Raw genomic sequence first — 16,920 nt, 5'->3', positions numbered from 1 at the left:
GCCGTGTTAGCGCTGCTTGCGCACATAAAGCACCAACGAATGATCAATAATTTCGTAACCATTGGCCTCGGCTATTTCATGCTGTCGCGCTTCAATAACTTCGTCGAAAAACTCCACCACTTCATTACTTTCCACGTCGACCATATGGTCGTGGTGGTCATCAGAGGACAGCTCGAATACCGAGTGACCTGTTTCAAAATTGTGGCGTGTCACGAGCCCAGCGGTCTCAAACTGCGTCAGAACACGGTACACCGTTGCTAAGCCGACATCCTCACCGGTGTCGCGTAGGCGCTGATAAACATCTTCAGCACTCAGGTGCTCGGCGCTTTCAGAGGTAGAGTCAAGCATTTGCAAGATCTTGATGCGAGGCAGGGTGACCTTAAGGCCCGCCTTGCGAAGCTCGAGGTTTTCACTGGGCATAATAATTTTCCGTGACCGTTGTGGGTGTTTACGGGGTATCATGCCTGACCAGATCGAACCTTGGAACCAAAAACCGATGGCATTGCATCTTCGCAGCCCCCTAATTCCGCTAACGCTGGCCTTGGTCTTACTCTCGGGCTGTAGCGGCAGCTTGAGTTTCCTCAGTGCCTACCGCATTAACGTTGAGCAAGGGAACATTGTCACCCCGGAGATGATCGAACAACTTAAGCCTGGCATGACTCGCAGACAGGTGCGGTTTGTTATGGGGACACCTTTGATAGAGGACACCTTCAACACTGATCGTTGGGATTATCGTTACTTTTTACGTAACGGCAATAAGACCCTTAAGGAAAGCAAACTGTCAGTATTTTTTGAGGGTGACAACCTCGTTAATGTCACTGGCAGTGAAGTCCCCGACTGGGCCAGCACAATAGAACAGGCTCCGCAGAGTGACTCTGCTGACGGGGAAGCGCAGGAAGGGGCTTAAAGCCTAGCCCTCCCCTTCAGCACGGCGCTCTTTCGCTTCAGCAGCCCTTCGCTTGCGCACTTCCTTTGGATCCACTTTTAGCGCACGGTAGATTTCAACCCGCTCGCCGGGGTTAAGTACCTGATCCCCTTTAATGGCTTTGCCGAAAATACCCAGCTTTGGACTGTCGGCCAAGCTCAGCTCATCGAACTCGCCCTCGATCCCAGACAGTGAAACGGCTTCATGGGCCGTTGTCCCGCGGGGCACCTTTAGTGTTCGGATGAGCTGCCTTTCTGGCAGGGCATAAGCCACTTCGATCGCCATTGAATCTGTCACGGCGCAGAACCTCCCAATGAATTATGAGCCCGCTTAACCACAGCATCGACGAGATCGTGGGCCACACGATCAAACAACTTACCCGCCGCCACGTGAATTAAGCTGCTTTTGAGTCGAAAATCTAACAGCAGCGCCACCTTACAGGCCTCAGGCGCGAGTGATCTAAACGTCCAAACGCCGGAAAAACGCTCGAACGGCCCATCAATTAGTCGCAAATCAATTGTCTGAGCTCGCGTGAGGGTGTTCTGAGTCATAAAACTTTGCGTAATGCCTGCGCGTGACAGGGCTAAGCGGGCCGTAACCGTACCGCTGTCTTGTTCAATAATCTCGGCTCCCACGCATCCGGGTAAAAATTCTGGGTAACCCTCAATATCGGCCACCAAGTCAAAAATACTCTCGGCAGAAAAAGGCAAAAGCGCGCTGCGATCAATAGTGGTCATGTCGTGATCTTACCTCAGCACCTTCAACGTGGCGCCAAGAGTTGCCAAATTAGCACTAATACAAGCACCGTCGGTACAACAAAGCGCAGACACAACCACCAGACAATAAATAGCCAGCGAGGCTCTCTGTACAACTCAGCCCTAGCAAAGGGCCTCGGCATTCGCCAGGCAACAAATATGCTCAGCAGCAACAGGATCCCAACAATTGTCACATCGAGTAATAGCGGTAAAAACCCGATTTGCTGTCCAAGGTGTTCGAGCCCAAACACCCCCAGCCCTAGGCTAGCGCCTACAATGAGTGCGGCCAAATTGCGGTTCATACCGCCCTCCTGATGCAGAAGCATCACTGAGGGTTCGAGCAAGGCCAATAAAGCAGCAAAGGTAGCCAACGCTGCGAAGCCAAAAAAAACCGCCCCATAAACCTCACCCAAGGGCAAATTAGCAAAGGCATAAGGTACGGCCACAAAGACAAAAGCCAACCCCTCTGCGGGTAACACATTTGTTGCCCCCAACAAAGACAGCAACGCCACCGCAGTCGCCAGCATAAAGGCCACATCCAGTAGGGCTGCTGCGATAACCGCCCGCAATAAGGGCAGATTTTTGGGCGAACGCGCACCAAAAACACTTCCCACACCGAGCCCAGCCACCAAGGTTAGAACTCCGCTGAGCATGCCCATCATGGCTGCCTCCCAGCCAAAATTGGAGTAATTAACGCCAAATAACCAATCCCCCGCCGACTCAAGATCGCCGAATTCAATCCCATACTGCAAAAGACTGAAAAGTGCGACTGCCATCGCGGGCAGGGCAATCCATCCAATTAATGCCATTGCTACCTGCGGCCCTAGGGCGGCTAGAAGTGTCACCAAACCCACGAGAGCAACGAGAATGGTCACATTGGGTATGTCAACGAGCTGCTTAAAATTTGTTGCCACCTCTGTGGCGCTTGCTGAGGCAAGGAGCCCTGAATTAAGAACAACAGCCCGATCAACCATCCAAGCAATCATAGGTAGGCAGTAAATAGCCAGCATGACACCCAACAGACACTGAATAACACCCAGGAGGCTCCAGTGTGTGGAGCGACCCGACTGGTCACTGGCCCACCGCAAAGCACCCAGCGGCGATGCTCTGCCTTTACTACCCAGCATGACCTCTGCGGTTAGCAAAGGCACCGCGACGGTAAAAACCGTGACCACATAACTTAAGAAAAAAGGTGCGCCACCATGCTCACCCAGCAAATAAGGCATGCGCAGTACATTGCCCAGACCTATGGAACAGGCCGCGAGGGCAAATACCAAAGTCGTTTGGCCCTGCCAAGGTTGCGGAACATTATTATCTAACACGCAATATGATTCTCTAGGCCTGCGAACCCGTATAATGCACCCTATGGGCAAATCGAAAAAGAAAATACAGGACAATACTATCGCGCAGAATAAGCGCGCTCGCTTCGACTACCACTTGCTGGAGTCTTATGAGGCAGGGCTGTCTTTGGCCGGATGGGAAGTTAAATCCATGCGCGCCGGTCGGGTGCAGCTGACTGACTCCTATGTATTGATGAAAAATGGCGAGGCATTTTTGTTTGGCGCGCAGATATCGCCGCTGGAAACCGTGTCCTCACATTACGTCACCGATCCCACACGCACCCGAAAATTGCTGCTAAACAAACGGGAGCTGGCTCAAATTAATGCGGCGCTGTCTCAAAAGGGCCAAACTTGCGTCTGCACTGCCCTGTATTGGAAGGGCCATTTAGCCAAAGCAAAAATTTCGCTCGCGGCGGGTAAGAAGCAGCACGACAAGCGCGATACGGAAAAAGCCAAAGATTGGGACCGTCAAAAAGCGCGTATTGTTAGAGATAACGTCAAGCAGTAAACCCCATGGCGAACAACGCTTTCACCGTGATCGCCAAGCCAACGCCTAATGAGACCGCCAGCGCTACGGGTCGATAAGCTTGGCCGCCGATACGAAGAAACAGCCAAGTGCCCAATCGATCGCCCACTAACATTGACGGCAGTGCGAGCATCAGCAGGCGAAATGGTGTCGTTGTTACCAAGCCTGACACCGTAAACGTGGTCAGCGAGATCAGGCTGGACATCATGAAAAAAGCCATTAGAAAGCCACGACTATTTGCAGGCTCTGGTATACACGCCATCGCATAAATAATGACGGGGGGGCCAGGTATGGCAAAGGCACCATTCATCAAACCCGACAAAGTGCCAGTGCCGGCCGCTATTCTGGGGCCGCCCACATGGGATTGGGGTTTATAACGACTCAGCACTAGGCATAAAAAAATAACGATGAGTCCAATCCATAACTGAAACTGCGCCAGCGACAATTGGGTGAGAAAGGTGACACCCACCCCGGTTCCCACAATAGAGCCGCCCACCATAGGTAGGCCATCACGTAATCCAAAACGCCCCCACCAAGCGCGATAAGTCACCAAGCTTGTCGACAACGTTAGCAGGGCAACGAGGACCACTGCATCCGTTGGCAATAGAAATAGCGACAAAAGAGGAACCGCCATGAGCGCAAAACCAAAACCGGTGAACGCACGCATAGCGGCTGCACATAAAATACCCGAAGCCATCAAGGCCATTGCAACTGGGGATAACTGAGTTAAGAGCACTTCCATTGGCTTAGTGTAGCGTCCACAGGAGATCGCTACGATGGAAAAACAACCCAAGAGTTGAAGATGCCCTTAAAGCCACACCGACGGAAAACGTGGCTTTACAGGGGCTGACAGACCCAAAGCCTCTCTCTTCTTAATGGTTCGATGGATCTGCTCCCCGTGTCATCGAATGAAACTAAGCAATGTCTATGTAGGCGTTATCGCTGAAAGTGCTCGCCTCGTCCTAGTGAATCCGTCCAACCATCACGCCCAGTGTTTTGCAGGTAGTCGATCATCCGGCCCCGTGCTCAGGACTTTGGGGTGGGCGAGGACGCTCGCCCTCAGGATGATTGGGCTTACGATCGTGTCGACCAGCGCGCCTTGGCCCTGCTTGAAGAAGGGCATGAACAGCTCGACGTCGCTGCTTGCTGGATAGCTGTGGTAAAACATCGAGTGCGATGGTGTGCAATTGCAACTGATATCGCCGGCTGACATCTCTCAGGGTGATGAGCGCTTGAGACAGCGCCGCTTCATCAAGTGGATCTGAACTGACAACGCGCTTCAATTCCATCTGACTCTGCCTAAACTCCCGGCGCACCGGGGCCACCTCCTGCATGCGACCACGCAAGGCCTCTCCCACACGCTCGCGAGTATCGGCATCCATATCACGCATTGCCCAAGCCATGGGCCCCAAGTGTCCGCCCTTTGCCCAGCGTGCTGCAAGGGCGCCCACACCCAGTAAATTGAGCGCTAGCGAGACCACTAGCACCCCTGCAATCCAATGTCGCTTAGCCATCGGCTTGAACCTCCTCAACAAGTGCAAAAACATACTGCTCTGAGGCGACCCATTCGTCCTCAGAAGGCACTGCAATCCCCAGACCCAAGCCGATGCCCACGGCTAACGACAGCCCAGCCACAGCAAAACTACGTCGCGTAGTTTGGGCCCCCGAAAAACATAACCAATCAATCAAGCGCTCCAATACAGCGCGGCTAGGCTCCACATCCAGATCTAACTTTGTCTGCTTTTTATCCGTTGGAGCAACGGACCTGTCTGTAAAACCTAAAATCGAGTCAACGGTTATCGGCAGTTGACTGGACTCCGAGGTCATTAGCTGGTCAAGCTTAGCCTCGACCGCGACACAGGCACGTAGCGCTGGATCATTTGCCAAAGCCAAACTCAAAGGATCTCGCCACTCTGGAGGCCAACGATTGGGGTCAGCGCCATAGGCCATAATCAGCGCCTTCGCACGCTCTTGAGTTAGTCGTTCGGCAGTCATTGGGTTATCTCCAATCGTATTTTCATTGCGCTACGGGCCCGTACCAGCAAAGACTCAACGGCACGCGTGCTGAGCCCCATGATGTTTGCGACCTCTCGGTTCGACAGATCTTGATAATAAGTCAGTGCCAAAGCACTGCGTTGCCGCTCGGGCAGTTGCAGCAGTGCCCGAGCAACAGGGTGCGTCTGTTCATCAGAATCTGTTGTGACTGTAGGGTCGGGCACATCAATGACATCTAAAGAGACCTCTCGGTGGCGCTTTCGATGCTGATCAATGGCCAAGTTATGAGCCATTTGATGCAGCCAGGTTGTGAGCCGGGCACGGGTTGCGTCAAATTCCCCAGCCTTTACCCACAGGCGCAAAAAAACCTCCTGTGTAATATCTTCAGCGTTGGCAGCGTTACCCGTCATACGCTGGGCATAGGCTGAAATAGGGGCAAGATGATGCGCCACCAAAGTGGCGTAGACGCCGCGGTCCCCGCTGGCCACTTGCCGCATTTGTTGCGCCTCAGTAGACACCGCCCCTACTCCATCAACTTTTCAGCTAGCGCGCCGATGTTTAGCAGGCCTTCGCGCAGCAGCCAGCTCGTCGGCATCAATATAACCATCATCGTTCCTATCGATACGACTAAAAGCCGCCATTGTTATTTCCTCTTCTGTGAGAAAATCATCGTCGTTCAGGTCTGCCAACTCGAAGCGTTCGATCGCTTGCTCAGAACGCTCATCAATCTGAGCCTGCATTTCTGAGCGACTTACATTGCCATCACCGTCTTTATCTGCAGTGGCAAGTCGATCTCGCCCGCGTCCTCTTGACGGTACCTCAAACTCACTGATGGATACTAAGTCATCGCCGTCCTTATCGAGTTGGTTAATCATACGCTGCGTTTTACTTGGCGGCTGCGCCGTTACAACTGTTGTAGAAAGCAGGGCTATCGACGTAATCGCCAGAATCGGGACAAGCTTCATAAATTTCATAGTTTGCTCCAGAGTAGTATCTCGGATGGGTGGTTTTTGGGTCGGTCTTTCATACCCAGACGCAGCCCCCGTTACTGACTGATACGACTCCGACTCGAAGATCCGTCGGAAACATTTCCTACAAAATTTGCTGACAGTAAATCTAGGAAGCCATGCACCTCGTAGATTTAACAACGACAAAAATTGCGAGCCCACTATGGCAAACAACAGCCCAATGGCCATACCTCCATCTCATTTACTGAGGGAGCTCGCTACCTTTAAAAGCGTTGCGCGAATTGCTGTTGGTCGCCGTCGAGAACCCGTGGCCATGGCCTCAGGTGAACCGGTGATGGCACTTCCCGGCTTTGGTTTCGGGGATGTCGCTATGACAGCACTGCGACGACAGCTCCGCAAAGCAGGGTTCACCGCCCTCAAGTGGGGGCTTGGTACCAACACAGGTGACGTTCCAGCGCTTTTACTGCAACTCATAGACCAACTGGAGCGGGCCGCGTCGCTTCATGAACAGCCTCTTCGACTAGTAGGGTGGAGTCTGGGTGGATATCTCGCGAGGGAAGCTGCTAGAGAGCGACCCGATTTGGTGCAACAAGTGATTACACTGGGGAGCCCCATAAAGGGCGGTCCAAAATACACCGCGGCAGCCTCAGCTTACAAATTGTTGGGCTGGGATTTGGATGCCATTGAGGCCAAAATCATAGAACGCGAGTCTGTTTCTTTACAGACCCCCGTTACCTACATTTGGAGCAAAGGTGATGGCGTCGTCGACTGGCGAGCCACTCAGGATACGGACGATGCCATGGCCACCAATATTGAAGTCGACTGTAGCCATATGGCCATGGTGATTGACCCTATGGTGAGCCATATTGTTTTAGCCCAGTTACGCCGATCCCTGATCAATTAAAGTCCGGTCAATCAGCGCGGCCAAATTTTTACCTGCTTGTAAGCAGCATCGGGGGCGTCTGACATCATTAGGTCGACTAGATCTTGATGTATGCCGTATTTGAGGCCTGCGAGAAGCTCTCGTGGTTTACCTCGCATCGGAGCTGAAACTTGCAGGCCCAAGGCTTCTAGCTCTGAATCGTCACCCACGGCGTCAACCACACCCATAGAGCGCGCCTGCTCTCCTGTGAGTCGCCCCCCGGTCAGTAAGGTCTCGCGAATGGCATAGGCTGACATGCTAGCCTTCACCAACGCATTCATGCGAACGGTAAGCGTCATACCAATATCGATTTCCGGGAGGCAGAAAAAGCCGCGATCGCCGCGCATGACCGCATAATCTGACGCGAGCACTAGCATGGCACCCAGACCAAAGGCATGACCATTAACCAGCGATACTACCGGTACAGGGAAAGTGAGAAATCGTGCGGCCAGATGCATGGTACTGGTTACAAATTCGCTGAAAATATCGGGGTTTGCCATGAGGTACTCAAGATCTAAACCCTGTGAAAAGTTTTTACCCTCCCCGCGCATGAACACAGCCTCAATGGAGGGGTCTCCCTCCACAGCGTCGAGCTGCTTGTGAGTGGCGTCAAGCACCTCAGGATTGAACACCCCACTGCCCGAGAACTGGATGGTGTGTATGGCGTTTGATTCGTTACTCATGACTGGACTCCACTACAGTAATGGCGTCGCCAATTCGGATGGCTCCGCCTTCAATAATTTTAGCGCACAAGCCGCCATGCCCCAGCATGGCAGCGACACCCCCCTTACCCAGGGCCTCCTCCATACGCGCACAGGGATGGCACAGTTGGGTGGCCTCAAACACAGCCTCACCCACGCGAAAGCGCTGGCGTCGCAGAGCATTAAGGTTAATACCGGAAACCACCAAATTTCGCCGTAAGAGACCCGGTTCAATGGCTGCTAAACCGGTAAAGCGTTCGATTTGAGCGATAAACTCTTCAGATATTAGGGTGACTTGTCGGCCTGAACCCGGGGTCTTGCCCATGCGATGATCGCCTTCTAAGCCTAGGCCGGCACAGGCCTCTGCTTCACTTACAGCTTGTAGTGGCTCACGACGAAGAGGACGCACACCTATCCAGCGAACCGTGCCTGACGCAAGGTCTTTAGCATAGCGATCTAACGGATTTCTGCGCTTGATCACTCTTGGCTCCTGAGCGCGTCAGTTACTGCCATCATTACCGCCTCAAGGTGTGCCGCATAAACGCTGCCGCTCGCGGCATCGGCATTACTGTGAACTGCGATCACCGCTCTTGTCTGAGGATCAATAAATATTTTCTGACCAAAAATGCCCGCGGCACTGAATCGCTCACCCGGATAGCGCCACCACATGTAGCCATACTCTTCAGAACCCTCGGAAGGAGCGGCGCTAGCGGCAACCCAACCTTCTGGCAGGACCCGGGAGCCGTCGGGCAATACGCCATCGTCCAAGACAAACTGCCCCAACCGTCCATAATCTCTTAAGGCCGCACTAATACAGCAGCCCCCCGCCTCGCCCCCGCTGGGGCCATCAGCCGGCCAAACAGCCTCAAATTCCATACCAAAGGGACCCCAAATTTTCTGGTTAAGGTAGCCCGATGCATTGTTGCCAATGGCTGCGCGGAGTAATTCACCCGTGAGGTTGGCCTCGCCGGTGTTGTAGTTGAAATGGGTACCTGGCGGATGCGCTCTGGGCAGCTCCAAAAGATAGTCAGTCAGCGCCACCCCGCCAAGAATGCCCGCGAGGGCGACATCTGATTCGGGGTCGAAGTAATCCTCATTCCAAGCTACGCCCGAGGCCATTTGCAGCAGGTGCTTCACGGTGACTACATCGTAGGCACTGCCGCGTAGCCGAGGCAAATAGTCAGTAACGCTGTCGTCTAAGCTGGTGATGAAACCGTCGGCCAAGGCCGCGCCCACAAGCAGCGACGTCACCGACTTGGTCACCGAGAACGAGATCCAGCGCGAATCGACCGAATGATCGCTCGTATAATGCTCCAATAACCGCGCACCGTCACGAAGAACCAAAAAGCCCATCAGCGGCTGCTGCGTTAAAAACTCCTGCAGCGTGAAAGCCTCGCCATCGACCTCGTAAGCCACACTGCCAAGGTCAGTGGGAGATGCCGGCAAAGGATAGGGATTTCCCCCGGGGGTAATTTTGCGCACCGGCAGAAAATATTCGGGATTAGCAAAAACTACTCGCCGCTCAGCCGTGGGTAAGAACAACGGACTTTCGTCTAACTCGCCGGATTGGATGCGCTCAGTGATGCCCTGCACCGTCAGTGAAGATTCATCTGCATGTACGGGCGCGACATAAACTAAAAACGCGGCTAATAAGGTTGGCAACTTTGGAACAAATTGGGTAAACCGCATGGGAACTCCTTTCTCACTGACGGTCAAATTGTAAGGGCGCCTACAGTAGGGCCCTTCGAACTGAAGCGCAAATTTCAACGAAGACGACCTCGGGTATACTTCAGCCATCCACCAAGGGAGAGCCCCCATGCACAATCGATTTAGCCTGATGCTAGCCGCTTTTATGGCCACGGCCGTTGTTCAATCCGCTGCAGCGACTGAAATCACCAGTGAGACCTTTCGCTGCCTCAATGATATGACGCCGGTCCGACATTTTTATGTCGATAATCTGCTGGGGAATGTTGCAGAAACTGTGGCTGTTGCCAACAGCGCCGACGGAGGCACCTACCCTGAGGGTGCGGTGGTGCAGCTGGTGCCCGCCGAAGCCATGGTGAAGCGCGAGGCAGGCTTTAACCCGGCGACCAACGACTGGGAATTTTTCGAATTAAATGTTTCCGCTGAGGGCACAACGATTGGCAAGCGCGGCTTTGCCGAAGTCGTCAATAGGTTCGGCGGCAACTGCTTTGCCTGCCACGTTCAAGCCGAGCCCCAGTGGGATCTCATCTGCGACAACAACCACGGGTGTGACCCAATTCCTTTATCCCGAGGGATGATAAGCGCCATTCAGAAAACCGATCCCCGTTGTGAACCCACAGAGCTGAGCGACGAAGACAAAGCCAATCTCAAAGCACTGCAAGCGGCAATGGCGGCAAACTAACCCGCCAATAGGGGTATCGATAAAACTTCATGTCAGCGGTCCAACGCGCTCACTCTGCTAGAGGATGCGTCGTTGGTAACTGCGGGCAATTTGGAGTTATGCGAACCCACTGAAAGATACTAATCAGACCGCCGACTGAGCAACGGCCAACAGGCGTTCGATATCTTCAGGGTCAGTTACAAAGCTGGTCACAAACCGCTTCATTCCCGGGACCATGGGCCACGGGTAGTACACAAAGCCTGCGGCTTCCAGCGCTTGGTCTATGGCTTCGGGCAACACCGGAAATACCTCGTTGGCCTCTGTAGGCCAAGGCAAAGTAACACCCGGCAGCTGCGATAACCCGCTTGCGAGACGCGTTGCGAGAGCGTTGGCGTGACGCGCGTTGTCTAACCACAAATCACCGGCCAAAAAGGCGTCAAATTGCGCCGCTAAAAATCGATGTTTAGACCACAGGTGCCCTGCCCGCTTACGTCGATAAGAAAAATCCTCACTGAACCGGTCATTAAAAAACACCACAGCCTCGGCAGCAATCGCACCATTTTTGGTCGCACCAAAAGTCAGAGCGTCGACACCAGCGCGCCACGTTAAATCGGCCGGAGAAGCACCTGAACCCACGACGGCATTGGAGAAACGCGCGCCATCCATGTGCAAACCTAAATTCAATTCCTTAGCCAGCTCACCATAAGCCGCAACCTCTGCCGGCTGAAGCACCGTCCCCTGCTCGGTGGCATTGGTCAAACTGATCGCCGTCGGTTTAACGTTGTGAACCCCATGCAGCTGAGCCAGCTCGACTTGTCCCCGAATAGCGTCGTGAGAGGGTTTTCCCAACTCACCCGGCACGCCAATCTGGCGGGCACCACCGGTGAAAAATTCAGGCGCCGTGTTTTCGTCGTTTATAATGTGAGCACCCTCGTGACACAGCACCGCCCCCCAGGGCGGGCACATGGAACTCAGGATTAGGGAGTTAGCCGCCGTACCCGTAGCAACCAGAAAGACCTCACAGTCGACCTCAAAAATCTCGCTGAAACGGTGATTCAAACTTTCAGTGAGGCTGTCTTCGCCGTAGGCCGACACTAATCCGCTCGACGCCGACGCCAGCGCGTCAAGAATCTTAGGATGCGCCCCCGCCTGATTATCAGACCCCATAAACGTGACTGCCGGGGGGCTGTTAGCTGTTTGCTCGTCTGACACTTACTTTCTCCTGTTACCCGTCAGAAATCTCGGGCTGCTACTTTATAACGTTTCCTGCGCTTTTAAGGCCGTTCATATTTTACAAGCTGTGGCATCACTGTGAGCCTCCATGATGCTATATACTCACGTTAACTGGGGGCGTTACGGATTCGACGACGGTAACGAAACCTGCGGTGCATGCCGTGATGGTAGCCAATCACGTAAATCCAAAGCTGCAAACTATTAGTTGCCAATGACGACAACTACGGTGCACAACTGGCTGCGTAAGTAGCCCTTTGTAACACCATCCAGGTGCTTCGGCCCTGGCGGTCTATAGTAAGGTGCCAGTACCGCGCTTGTGACTGTCATATAGAACTGGACCGCAGTCGGTTATGTCCCGGGATCGACTGTCAAACTTTACGGGGCTCGCGGCCAACGTCCTGACCGTTGGGCTGTTTGCCGTTAAATTAATTAACGGAAACTAAGCATGTAGAGCCAAAGGCAGAGTACTGGCGGACGCGGGTTCAACTCCCGCCGCCTCCACCAAAAACCGAAAAGGGTCGCCCGTCAGGGTGGCCTTTTTTGGTTTTAGCGGCTGTGACAGCTGAACTCGCGCCCGTAGGGAAGGGTCGCCGCAGAAACGCGGAGACGCATTGATTTCGCTGAGCTCATATTGCCGATCGAATGGTTTATCGGGCTGCCTTACTCGGGCATTCCAGCCTGCAGCGCGAAGTTGTAAGCCGCATCTACGAGGGGCGCGACGCGGTCGCTCATGGATTTTGCGTGAGCCGAAGAAGCGGTTCCGTCAATCACGCGCTTCTTAATGCCCTGCGTAATGCCAGCCGCGCGGAAGAGGTTGTAAGCGAAATACCACTCCATTGGCGGCATGGGGTAACCAGTGCGCGCAACGTAGCGATCGACCGCCTCTTGCACCGACGGAATGCCGAGCTCCTCAAGGTTGAGACCAAGCAGGCCCGCGCGACCTTCAGCAGGTTGCAGCCAATTGAGCATGAGATATGAAAAGTCTGCAATTGGATCGCCAAGCGTTGACAGCTCCCAATCGAGTACAGCGATAATGCGTGGCTCAGTCTTGTGATAAATTACATTGTCGAGGCGATAATCGCCGTGAACGACAGAGCTTCCATGCTGTGGCGGAATGGTTTGAGGCAGCCATTCGATCAGCCGCTCCATGCTGGGCATATGCTCGGTTTCCGAGAGCTTGTATTGCTTGGACCAGCGCCCGATCTGGCGAGCGCAATAATCGGTCGGCTTGCCGTAGTCCCCAAGACCAATCTCATCGGGCTTGTTGAGGTGCATATCGGCTATGGTGTCGATCAGCGAATTGTAGATTGCCCGGCGCTCGTCAGGTTCCCTACCTGGGAGGGCGCCATTCCATAGTGACCGACCATCAGCCAGGCTCATAACCAAAAATTTGGAGCCCAGAACTGCAGAGTCTTCGCAGAGGCCATAGGTCTTGGGCACGGGAAAACCGGTTGGGTGTAAACCCGTCATCACTGCATATTCGCGGTCAACCGCGTGCGCCGATGGGAGCAATTTGCCAAACGGCTGACGGCGAAGAACGTAATTGGTGGACGGCGTCTCAATCTTATAGGTCGGATTCGATTGGCCACCTTTGAATTTGGTGTAGCTGATCGGGCCCCTAAATCCCTCTACATTGGCCTCAAACCAAGCGGTAAGGGCCTCCATATCGAGCCTGTCTGTGTCAGACACCTCTACGGTGCCGACCATTTCCTTGTCGAAATCGATTGCCATCTATTGTCCCCGAGTATCCTCTTGCGCTGCAGGGCGGGTGTCACCACCCACCCACACGTGATTAGCGCGTCGCTCCCATATCGCTGGAGCTAAGTTTACCAGCGTCATTTGAATTCTTTTAGACGCTGAGGCCCGAGATCGGGCATTCGAGCCCTACTTTATGGTCTCCCGTGCAAGGGTGTTGCTCTGCGTATCCGGAATGCGAATACTTCCCATAAGCATTTTTAATGATAAATAAGTATTTTCTTATAACTTTTTGAACTTTCGCTGAAGATATCGCTCAAAGTAGTAAGCCCATGAGCTTTCGTTCGCAGCTTCACGCCAAAACACTCCAGCTTTTACAACTTTGATCATCACCGGACCAGCAACAAATGAATTCAATCTCAATTACCGATACCGGCAAAAATCGGCCGGACGGGAACATACAGCAACTGACCATGGAGCCCACCCCCCTGAGCCTACCCCCTTCATCCGAGAACCCCGAATATCCTGCACCTCTAGGACAGTACAAAGTGCACACTCAGCTCCGATCCCGAGACGGAGAGAAGTATTGGCAGATTCACGAGGTAACAAAGGACTCTGCATTGCGCCCGCAAACAGAAGCCATCATTCAGAAACAATATAGAACAATTCACAGTGCTGACATTTCCGAATTTTTGCCCAATCTTTTCACCATTAGTGACGAGTCCATCATGTGGGGCGCAGTTGGCCTTAAGTGTTTTGATCATCGAATCGGGCTCGTCGAGCAATACCTTGATGCCCCAGTTGAAACCGCCATCGGGCACTACACTGGCATCACACCGGAAAGATCGCGAGTGGTTGAAGTAGGCAATCTCGCCGCAGCGACATTACATGCTGCCATTAGATTAATTGCGTTTTTATGCCATGAGGCCCACTCCCGTGAATTCGAATACGCGATTTTTACTGGCATCAAATCCGTTCGAGTCGCCTTGCAACGACTTCACATAAATTATTTTGAAATGCAGCCTGCAGACCCGGTAAGGCTGCACACCGATAAAGAAAGTTGGGGAAGCTATTATGAAAATGACCCCAGAGTAATGGTCGTTAACGTTGCTGATGCGGCAGCGGCTATCGCCTTGATCTTCTGCATAGAGCGGGGGATGTGATGCAGCGACTTTTAAATCGCATACGAGATGTCGCAGGGGCTGATGCAACCCGTCCAGCATTCACGGGACCCAGTCGAACGGTCAGCTACCAAGAGTTACTCTCACACGTGACAGGAATTTCCAGTGAACTCGAGGCATTAGGCGTTCGAAGACTAGGAATATACGCTGATAATTCCATCGATTGGGCGCTTATTGATATCGCTGCTACAGCCGCCAACATCGTAGTAGTCCCCATCCCACTATTTTTTTCCAAAGCTCAGATTCAACATCTATGCCACGTAAGCAACTTGGATACCGTCTTCTCCGATCAGCATTTTCCACTTCCATGGAGTATGAAGACTCCCGCAAAAGCGACTATCGGAAACTATATAAAATCGAGCCCCACCGCGACCCAGGAGGCGGGTATCGGGGCTAACCCACTGAGTTTTAATAAAATCACTTTCACCTCGGGAAGCACGGGCGCGCCCAAAGGAGCTTGTCTCACAACTGACACATTGCTCACAATCGCCAACAGTCTTGCCGCGGCACTAGCATCCACCAAGCTCGGCGCGCATTTGTGCCTGCTACCCTTCTCTACCTTGCTTGAAAACGTCGCTGGCATTTACTTGCCGCTCTGGATGGGAAGGACTGTCTATGTGGATTCCCCGGAGCAGTTGGGCCTTTTATCAAATCATCAATTCAACGCCGAAACATTTAGTCAGAAAATTCAAACAACTGCCGCAGAGAGCGTCATTCTACTGCCGCAGATGCTGAGGGACATCCTCGAATCTGATTCGATAACTTTACTAAGTTCACTCAAGTTTGTAGCCGTCGGGGGTGGGAAGGTTGCGCCAGAACTGCTGCACCGTGCGGATAAGCTGGGGTTGTCAGTATTTGAGGGCTATGGACTCACTGAATGCGGCTCTTGTGTTGCATTAAACACGCCAGAAGCAAACTGTATTGGAAGCGTAGGTAAGCCATTGCCTCATGCACAAGTGCGAATTGCCGATGATGGAGAAATCTGGGTAACCGGCGCCGCGATGCAAGGATACCTTTCAAACGAGAGCTTGTTGTCTGAAATTGCAACGGGCGATGCGGGTCACCTCGATGCAAATGGGTTTCTTCACGTGACCGGACGAATCAAAAACACGCTGGTTTCTAGCTTCGGTCGCAACATCTCCCCTGAATGGGTAGAAGCCGAGCTTTTGTCGGTAAGAGAAATCGAACAAGCCATCGTTTTTGGTGAGGCTCAGCCGTCTTTGAGCGCCGTCTTGGTGATATCCAACGAAGTCAGCGACCCTCAGCTGAATCTAATGATCCAGGAAATGAATTCAAAACTGCCCGACTATGCACGAATCATGTCATGGGTAAGAACTGATCAACGATTCTCCACCGAAGACGGAACAATGACCGAAACTGGCAAACCGCGAAGAGAGACAATCGCCAAACGATACGAGACCGCATCTCGTCAGAGTGGGAGGTAGCGTGACAGCAACTTACCAACCGAAACCACCAAAAATAGACGCCGTGCTAGATCAGTTATCTGATCAGGGCTGGTTACTGCTTCGAGAGACAAATTTCACTGTCGAAACATTCGGTCAGTTCATTGCCAAGCTGTGTCCGCGAATGACATTTGATCCTGCTAGGGAATACATCTCAGAATCAGTCCAGTCGGTAGACGCAGGAACCAACCCCGTAGGACTGCACATAGAAAACGGCAATACGCCTTTACCTCCGGATATCGTTGCTTTTTTCAGTGTGAAAAGCGCCCCATCAGGTTCTCAAACAACCATTTGCGATGGCAGTACCGTGATGCGAAGACTCCCCACTGCGGTTAAGGATCGTCTTGCAGCTCCCTACACCATGACACGCTATTTACCAAAAGCAATTTGGCAAAGTTATATCGCTAAGGCGTGGGATCTTGAGGATCAAGAAAGAGTCACCGAATCCGATTTAGATACCTTCATAGCCAGTATTTCAGGACAGAGCTACAGTCAGAGAAACGATGGCGGTATTGACTACACACTAACGCTTCCCGCCTTAAGGCGTGACAATCTCTCTGGGCAATCCGCCTTTGCTAATGCATTACTGGGCCCTTCTTTTAATTACGAGCCACCCGTGTATCGAGACGCACGGGGTCAACCTATGGACGACCAACTGTTGGAAGAGCTTTCTGCGCAATGCGAAGCAGAAATCTCGGAAATCGCTTGGCGCGACGGGGACGTCGCCATTATTGATAACAAACGCTGCATGCATGGGCGTCGTGAGATCACCTCACCCCTCAGTGAACGACGTCTTGCAATCGCAATGGGATTTTTGAAAAACCATTAATTAGCTACGGGGATACTCTGAA

Annotated in this window: 21 protein-coding genes and 1 other RNA gene; 8 read left to right on the top strand and 14 right to left on the bottom strand. The window is 52.9% G+C overall.

The genetic code is table 11. The features are described from left to right. Positions 1–6: 6 nt before the first annotated feature. On the bottom strand, positions 7–420 hold the full coding sequence (gene fur, locus ACMAZB_RS03590) for a ferric iron uptake transcriptional regulator (protein ID WP_435214521.1): 414 nt from the start codon (positions 418–420) through the stop codon (positions 7–9). Positions 421–460: 40 nt separating this feature from the next. Here fur and ACMAZB_RS03585 point away from each other — a divergent pair, with 40 nt between their 5' ends. Beyond that, positions 461–907, top strand: coding sequence for an outer membrane protein assembly factor BamE (locus ACMAZB_RS03585; protein WP_435219437.1), 447 nt, complete (start codon positions 461–463; stop codon positions 905–907). A gap of 3 nt (positions 908–910) precedes the next feature. Here ACMAZB_RS03585 and ACMAZB_RS03580 read toward each other — a convergent pair whose 3' ends face one another. Genes ACMAZB_RS03580 through ACMAZB_RS03570 form a run of 3 tightly spaced genes read right to left on the bottom strand, consistent with a single transcriptional unit; the run spans position 911 to position 3,002 of the window. After that, a complete protein-coding gene (locus ACMAZB_RS03580) occupies positions 911–1,222 on the bottom strand; it encodes an RnfH family protein (protein ID WP_435219436.1) in 312 nt (103 codons plus the stop codon). Continuing rightward, positions 1,219–1,662, bottom strand: a complete 444-nt coding sequence (locus tag ACMAZB_RS03575) for a type II toxin-antitoxin system RatA family toxin (RefSeq protein WP_435219435.1) — start codon at positions 1,660–1,662, stop codon at positions 1,219–1,221. Before ACMAZB_RS03575 ends, ACMAZB_RS03580 begins: the two co-directional genes overlap by 4 nt. 23 nt (positions 1,663–1,685) lie before the next feature. Continuing rightward, complete coding sequence (locus tag ACMAZB_RS03570) at positions 1,686–3,002, bottom strand: hypothetical protein (RefSeq protein WP_435219434.1); 1,317 nt, start codon at positions 3,000–3,002, stop codon at positions 1,686–1,688. Positions 3,003–3,045: 43 nt separating this feature from the next. Between ACMAZB_RS03570 and smpB the strand changes: the two genes are divergently transcribed. Next, on the top strand, positions 3,046–3,528 hold the full coding sequence (gene smpB / locus ACMAZB_RS03565; RefSeq protein WP_040811313.1) for an SsrA-binding protein SmpB: 483 nt from the start codon (positions 3,046–3,048) through the stop codon (positions 3,526–3,528). Here the strand turns inward: smpB and ACMAZB_RS03560 are convergent. The 5 genes from ACMAZB_RS03560 to ACMAZB_RS03540 form a co-directional block, all read right to left on the bottom strand. Further along, a complete protein-coding gene (locus tag ACMAZB_RS03560) occupies positions 3,518–4,288 on the bottom strand; it encodes a sulfite exporter TauE/SafE family protein (RefSeq protein ID WP_435219433.1) in 771 nt (256 codons plus the stop codon). The two genes, smpB and ACMAZB_RS03560, sit on opposite strands and share 11 nt — an antisense overlap. A gap of 268 nt (positions 4,289–4,556) precedes the next feature. Beyond that, entirely contained in the window at positions 4,557–5,060 is a 504-nt protein-coding gene (locus tag ACMAZB_RS03555) for a periplasmic heavy metal sensor (RefSeq protein ID WP_435219432.1), read from the bottom strand. Next, entirely contained in the window at positions 5,053–5,541 is a 489-nt protein-coding gene (locus ACMAZB_RS03550) for a hypothetical protein (RefSeq protein ID WP_435219431.1), read from the bottom strand. The genes ACMAZB_RS03555 and ACMAZB_RS03550 overlap by 8 nt, the downstream gene beginning before the upstream one ends. Next, positions 5,538–6,059, bottom strand: a complete 522-nt coding sequence (locus tag ACMAZB_RS03545; RefSeq protein ID WP_435214505.1) for a sigma-70 family RNA polymerase sigma factor — start codon at positions 6,057–6,059, stop codon at positions 5,538–5,540. Before ACMAZB_RS03545 ends, ACMAZB_RS03550 begins: the two co-directional genes overlap by 4 nt. Before the next feature lie 21 nt (positions 6,060–6,080). Then, positions 6,081–6,515, bottom strand: a complete 435-nt coding sequence (locus ACMAZB_RS03540) for an EF-hand domain-containing protein (RefSeq protein ID WP_435219430.1) — start codon at positions 6,513–6,515, stop codon at positions 6,081–6,083. 196 nt (positions 6,516–6,711) lie between these two features. Between ACMAZB_RS03540 and ACMAZB_RS03535 the strand changes: the two genes are divergently transcribed. Further along, positions 6,712–7,413 carry an esterase/lipase family protein gene (locus ACMAZB_RS03535; protein ID WP_435219429.1) on the top strand — a complete coding sequence of 234 codons (702 nt, stop codon included), beginning with the start codon at positions 6,712–6,714 and terminating at the stop codon, positions 7,411–7,413. Positions 7,414–7,424: 11 nt separating this feature from the next. On the opposite strand, the gene ACMAZB_RS03530 is transcribed toward ACMAZB_RS03535, so the two are convergent. From ACMAZB_RS03530 to ACMAZB_RS03520, 3 genes are read right to left on the bottom strand one after another with little or no spacing between them, the layout of a single operon-like run. Further along, on the bottom strand, positions 7,425–8,114 hold the full coding sequence (locus ACMAZB_RS03530; protein WP_435219428.1) for an enoyl-CoA hydratase/isomerase family protein: 690 nt from the start codon (positions 8,112–8,114) through the stop codon (positions 7,425–7,427). Next, positions 8,107–8,610, bottom strand: a complete 504-nt coding sequence (locus ACMAZB_RS03525) for an MOSC domain-containing protein (protein ID WP_435220053.1) — start codon at positions 8,608–8,610, stop codon at positions 8,107–8,109. Before ACMAZB_RS03525 ends, ACMAZB_RS03530 begins: the two co-directional genes overlap by 8 nt. Next, a complete protein-coding gene (locus tag ACMAZB_RS03520; RefSeq protein ID WP_435219427.1) occupies positions 8,610–9,821 on the bottom strand; it encodes a serine hydrolase domain-containing protein in 1,212 nt (403 codons plus the stop codon). Before ACMAZB_RS03520 ends, ACMAZB_RS03525 begins: the two co-directional genes overlap by 1 nt. Before the next feature lie 127 nt (positions 9,822–9,948). On the opposite strand from ACMAZB_RS03520, the gene ACMAZB_RS03515 reads away from it, so the two are divergent. Next, positions 9,949–10,518 carry a hypothetical protein gene (locus ACMAZB_RS03515; RefSeq protein WP_435220123.1) on the top strand — a complete coding sequence of 190 codons (570 nt, stop codon included), beginning with the start codon at positions 9,949–9,951 and terminating at the stop codon, positions 10,516–10,518. Positions 10,519–10,641: 123 nt separating this feature from the next. Here the strand turns inward: ACMAZB_RS03515 and ACMAZB_RS03510 are convergent, their stop codons facing one another. Continuing rightward, positions 10,642–11,709 (bottom strand): threonine aldolase family protein, encoded by a 1,068-nt coding sequence (locus tag ACMAZB_RS03510; RefSeq protein ID WP_435214495.1) that lies wholly within the window; start codon positions 11,707–11,709, stop codon positions 10,642–10,644. Positions 11,710–11,843: 134 nt separating this feature from the next. Here ACMAZB_RS03510 and ssrA point away from each other — a divergent pair. Beyond that, positions 11,844–12,234, top strand: a transfer-messenger RNA (tmRNA) gene (gene ssrA, locus ACMAZB_RS03505). 156 nt (positions 12,235–12,390) lie between these two features. Here the strand turns inward: ssrA and ACMAZB_RS03500 are convergent. Continuing rightward, a complete protein-coding gene (locus ACMAZB_RS03500; protein ID WP_435214493.1) occupies positions 12,391–13,461 on the bottom strand; it encodes a phosphotransferase family protein in 1,071 nt (356 codons plus the stop codon). Positions 13,462–13,832: 371 nt separating this feature from the next. On the opposite strand from ACMAZB_RS03500, the gene ACMAZB_RS03495 reads away from it, so the two are divergent. From ACMAZB_RS03495 to ACMAZB_RS03485, 3 genes are read left to right on the top strand one after another with little or no spacing between them, the layout of a single operon-like run. Continuing rightward, the gene (locus tag ACMAZB_RS03495; protein ID WP_435219426.1) at positions 13,833–14,588 is read left to right on the top strand and encodes a thermostable hemolysin; all 756 of its coding nucleotides are present in this window, start codon (positions 13,833–13,835) and stop codon (positions 14,586–14,588) included. Continuing rightward, on the top strand, positions 14,588–16,051 hold the full coding sequence (locus ACMAZB_RS03490) for an AMP-binding protein (protein WP_435219425.1): 1,464 nt from the start codon (positions 14,588–14,590) through the stop codon (positions 16,049–16,051). The genes ACMAZB_RS03495 and ACMAZB_RS03490 overlap by 1 nt, the downstream gene beginning before the upstream one ends. 1 nt (position 16,052) lies before the next feature. Further along, positions 16,053–16,898 carry a TauD/TfdA family dioxygenase gene (locus ACMAZB_RS03485; protein WP_435214488.1) on the top strand — a complete coding sequence of 282 codons (846 nt, stop codon included), beginning with the start codon at positions 16,053–16,055 and terminating at the stop codon, positions 16,896–16,898. Positions 16,899–16,920: the final 22 nt, after the last annotated feature.

It is taken from the genome of Luminiphilus sp. nBUS_07 (assembly GCF_051201685.1).
Taxonomy (GTDB): domain Bacteria; phylum Pseudomonadota; class Gammaproteobacteria; order Pseudomonadales; family Halieaceae; genus Luminiphilus.
The sequence above is the reverse complement of the archived record's forward strand: the minus strand, read 5'-3'. Positions and strand labels throughout refer to the sequence as shown.

What these genes read in the sequence shown, in the direction of transcription:
- fur (WP_435214521.1), bottom strand. Translation starts at nt 420, where the DNA reads ATGCCCAGTGAAAACCTCGAGCTTCGCAAGGCGGGCCTTAAGGTCACC.
- ACMAZB_RS03585 (WP_435219437.1), top strand. Translation starts at nt 461, where the DNA reads ATGCCTGACCAGATCGAACCTTGGAACCAAAAACCGATGGCATTGCAT.
- ACMAZB_RS03575 (WP_435219435.1), bottom strand. Translation starts at nt 1,662, where the DNA reads ATGACCACTATTGATCGCAGCGCGCTTTTGCCTTTTTCTGCCGAGAGT.
- smpB (WP_040811313.1), top strand. Translation starts at nt 3,046, where the DNA reads ATGGGCAAATCGAAAAAGAAAATACAGGACAATACTATCGCGCAGAAT.
- ACMAZB_RS03560 (WP_435219433.1), bottom strand. Translation starts at nt 4,288, where the DNA reads ATGGAAGTGCTCTTAACTCAGTTATCCCCAGTTGCAATGGCCTTGATG.
- ACMAZB_RS03555 (WP_435219432.1), bottom strand. Translation starts at nt 5,060, where the DNA reads ATGGCTAAGCGACATTGGATTGCAGGGGTGCTAGTGGTCTCGCTAGCG.
- ACMAZB_RS03550 (WP_435219431.1), bottom strand. Translation starts at nt 5,541, where the DNA reads ATGACTGCCGAACGACTAACTCAAGAGCGTGCGAAGGCGCTGATTATG.
- ACMAZB_RS03540 (WP_435219430.1), bottom strand. Translation starts at nt 6,515, where the DNA reads ATGAAATTTATGAAGCTTGTCCCGATTCTGGCGATTACGTCGATAGCC.
- ACMAZB_RS03535 (WP_435219429.1), top strand. Translation starts at nt 6,712, where the DNA reads ATGGCAAACAACAGCCCAATGGCCATACCTCCATCTCATTTACTGAGG.
- ACMAZB_RS03530 (WP_435219428.1), bottom strand. Translation starts at nt 8,114, where the DNA reads ATGAGTAACGAATCAAACGCCATACACACCATCCAGTTCTCGGGCAGT.
- ACMAZB_RS03520 (WP_435219427.1), bottom strand. Translation starts at nt 9,821, where the DNA reads ATGCGGTTTACCCAATTTGTTCCAAAGTTGCCAACCTTATTAGCCGCG.
- ACMAZB_RS03515 (WP_435220123.1), top strand. Translation starts at nt 9,949, where the DNA reads ATGCACAATCGATTTAGCCTGATGCTAGCCGCTTTTATGGCCACGGCC.
- ACMAZB_RS03500 (WP_435214493.1), bottom strand. Translation starts at nt 13,461, where the DNA reads ATGGCAATCGATTTCGACAAGGAAATGGTCGGCACCGTAGAGGTGTCT.
- ACMAZB_RS03495 (WP_435219426.1), top strand. Translation starts at nt 13,833, where the DNA reads ATGAATTCAATCTCAATTACCGATACCGGCAAAAATCGGCCGGACGGG.
- ACMAZB_RS03490 (WP_435219425.1), top strand. Translation starts at nt 14,588, where the DNA reads ATGCAGCGACTTTTAAATCGCATACGAGATGTCGCAGGGGCTGATGCA.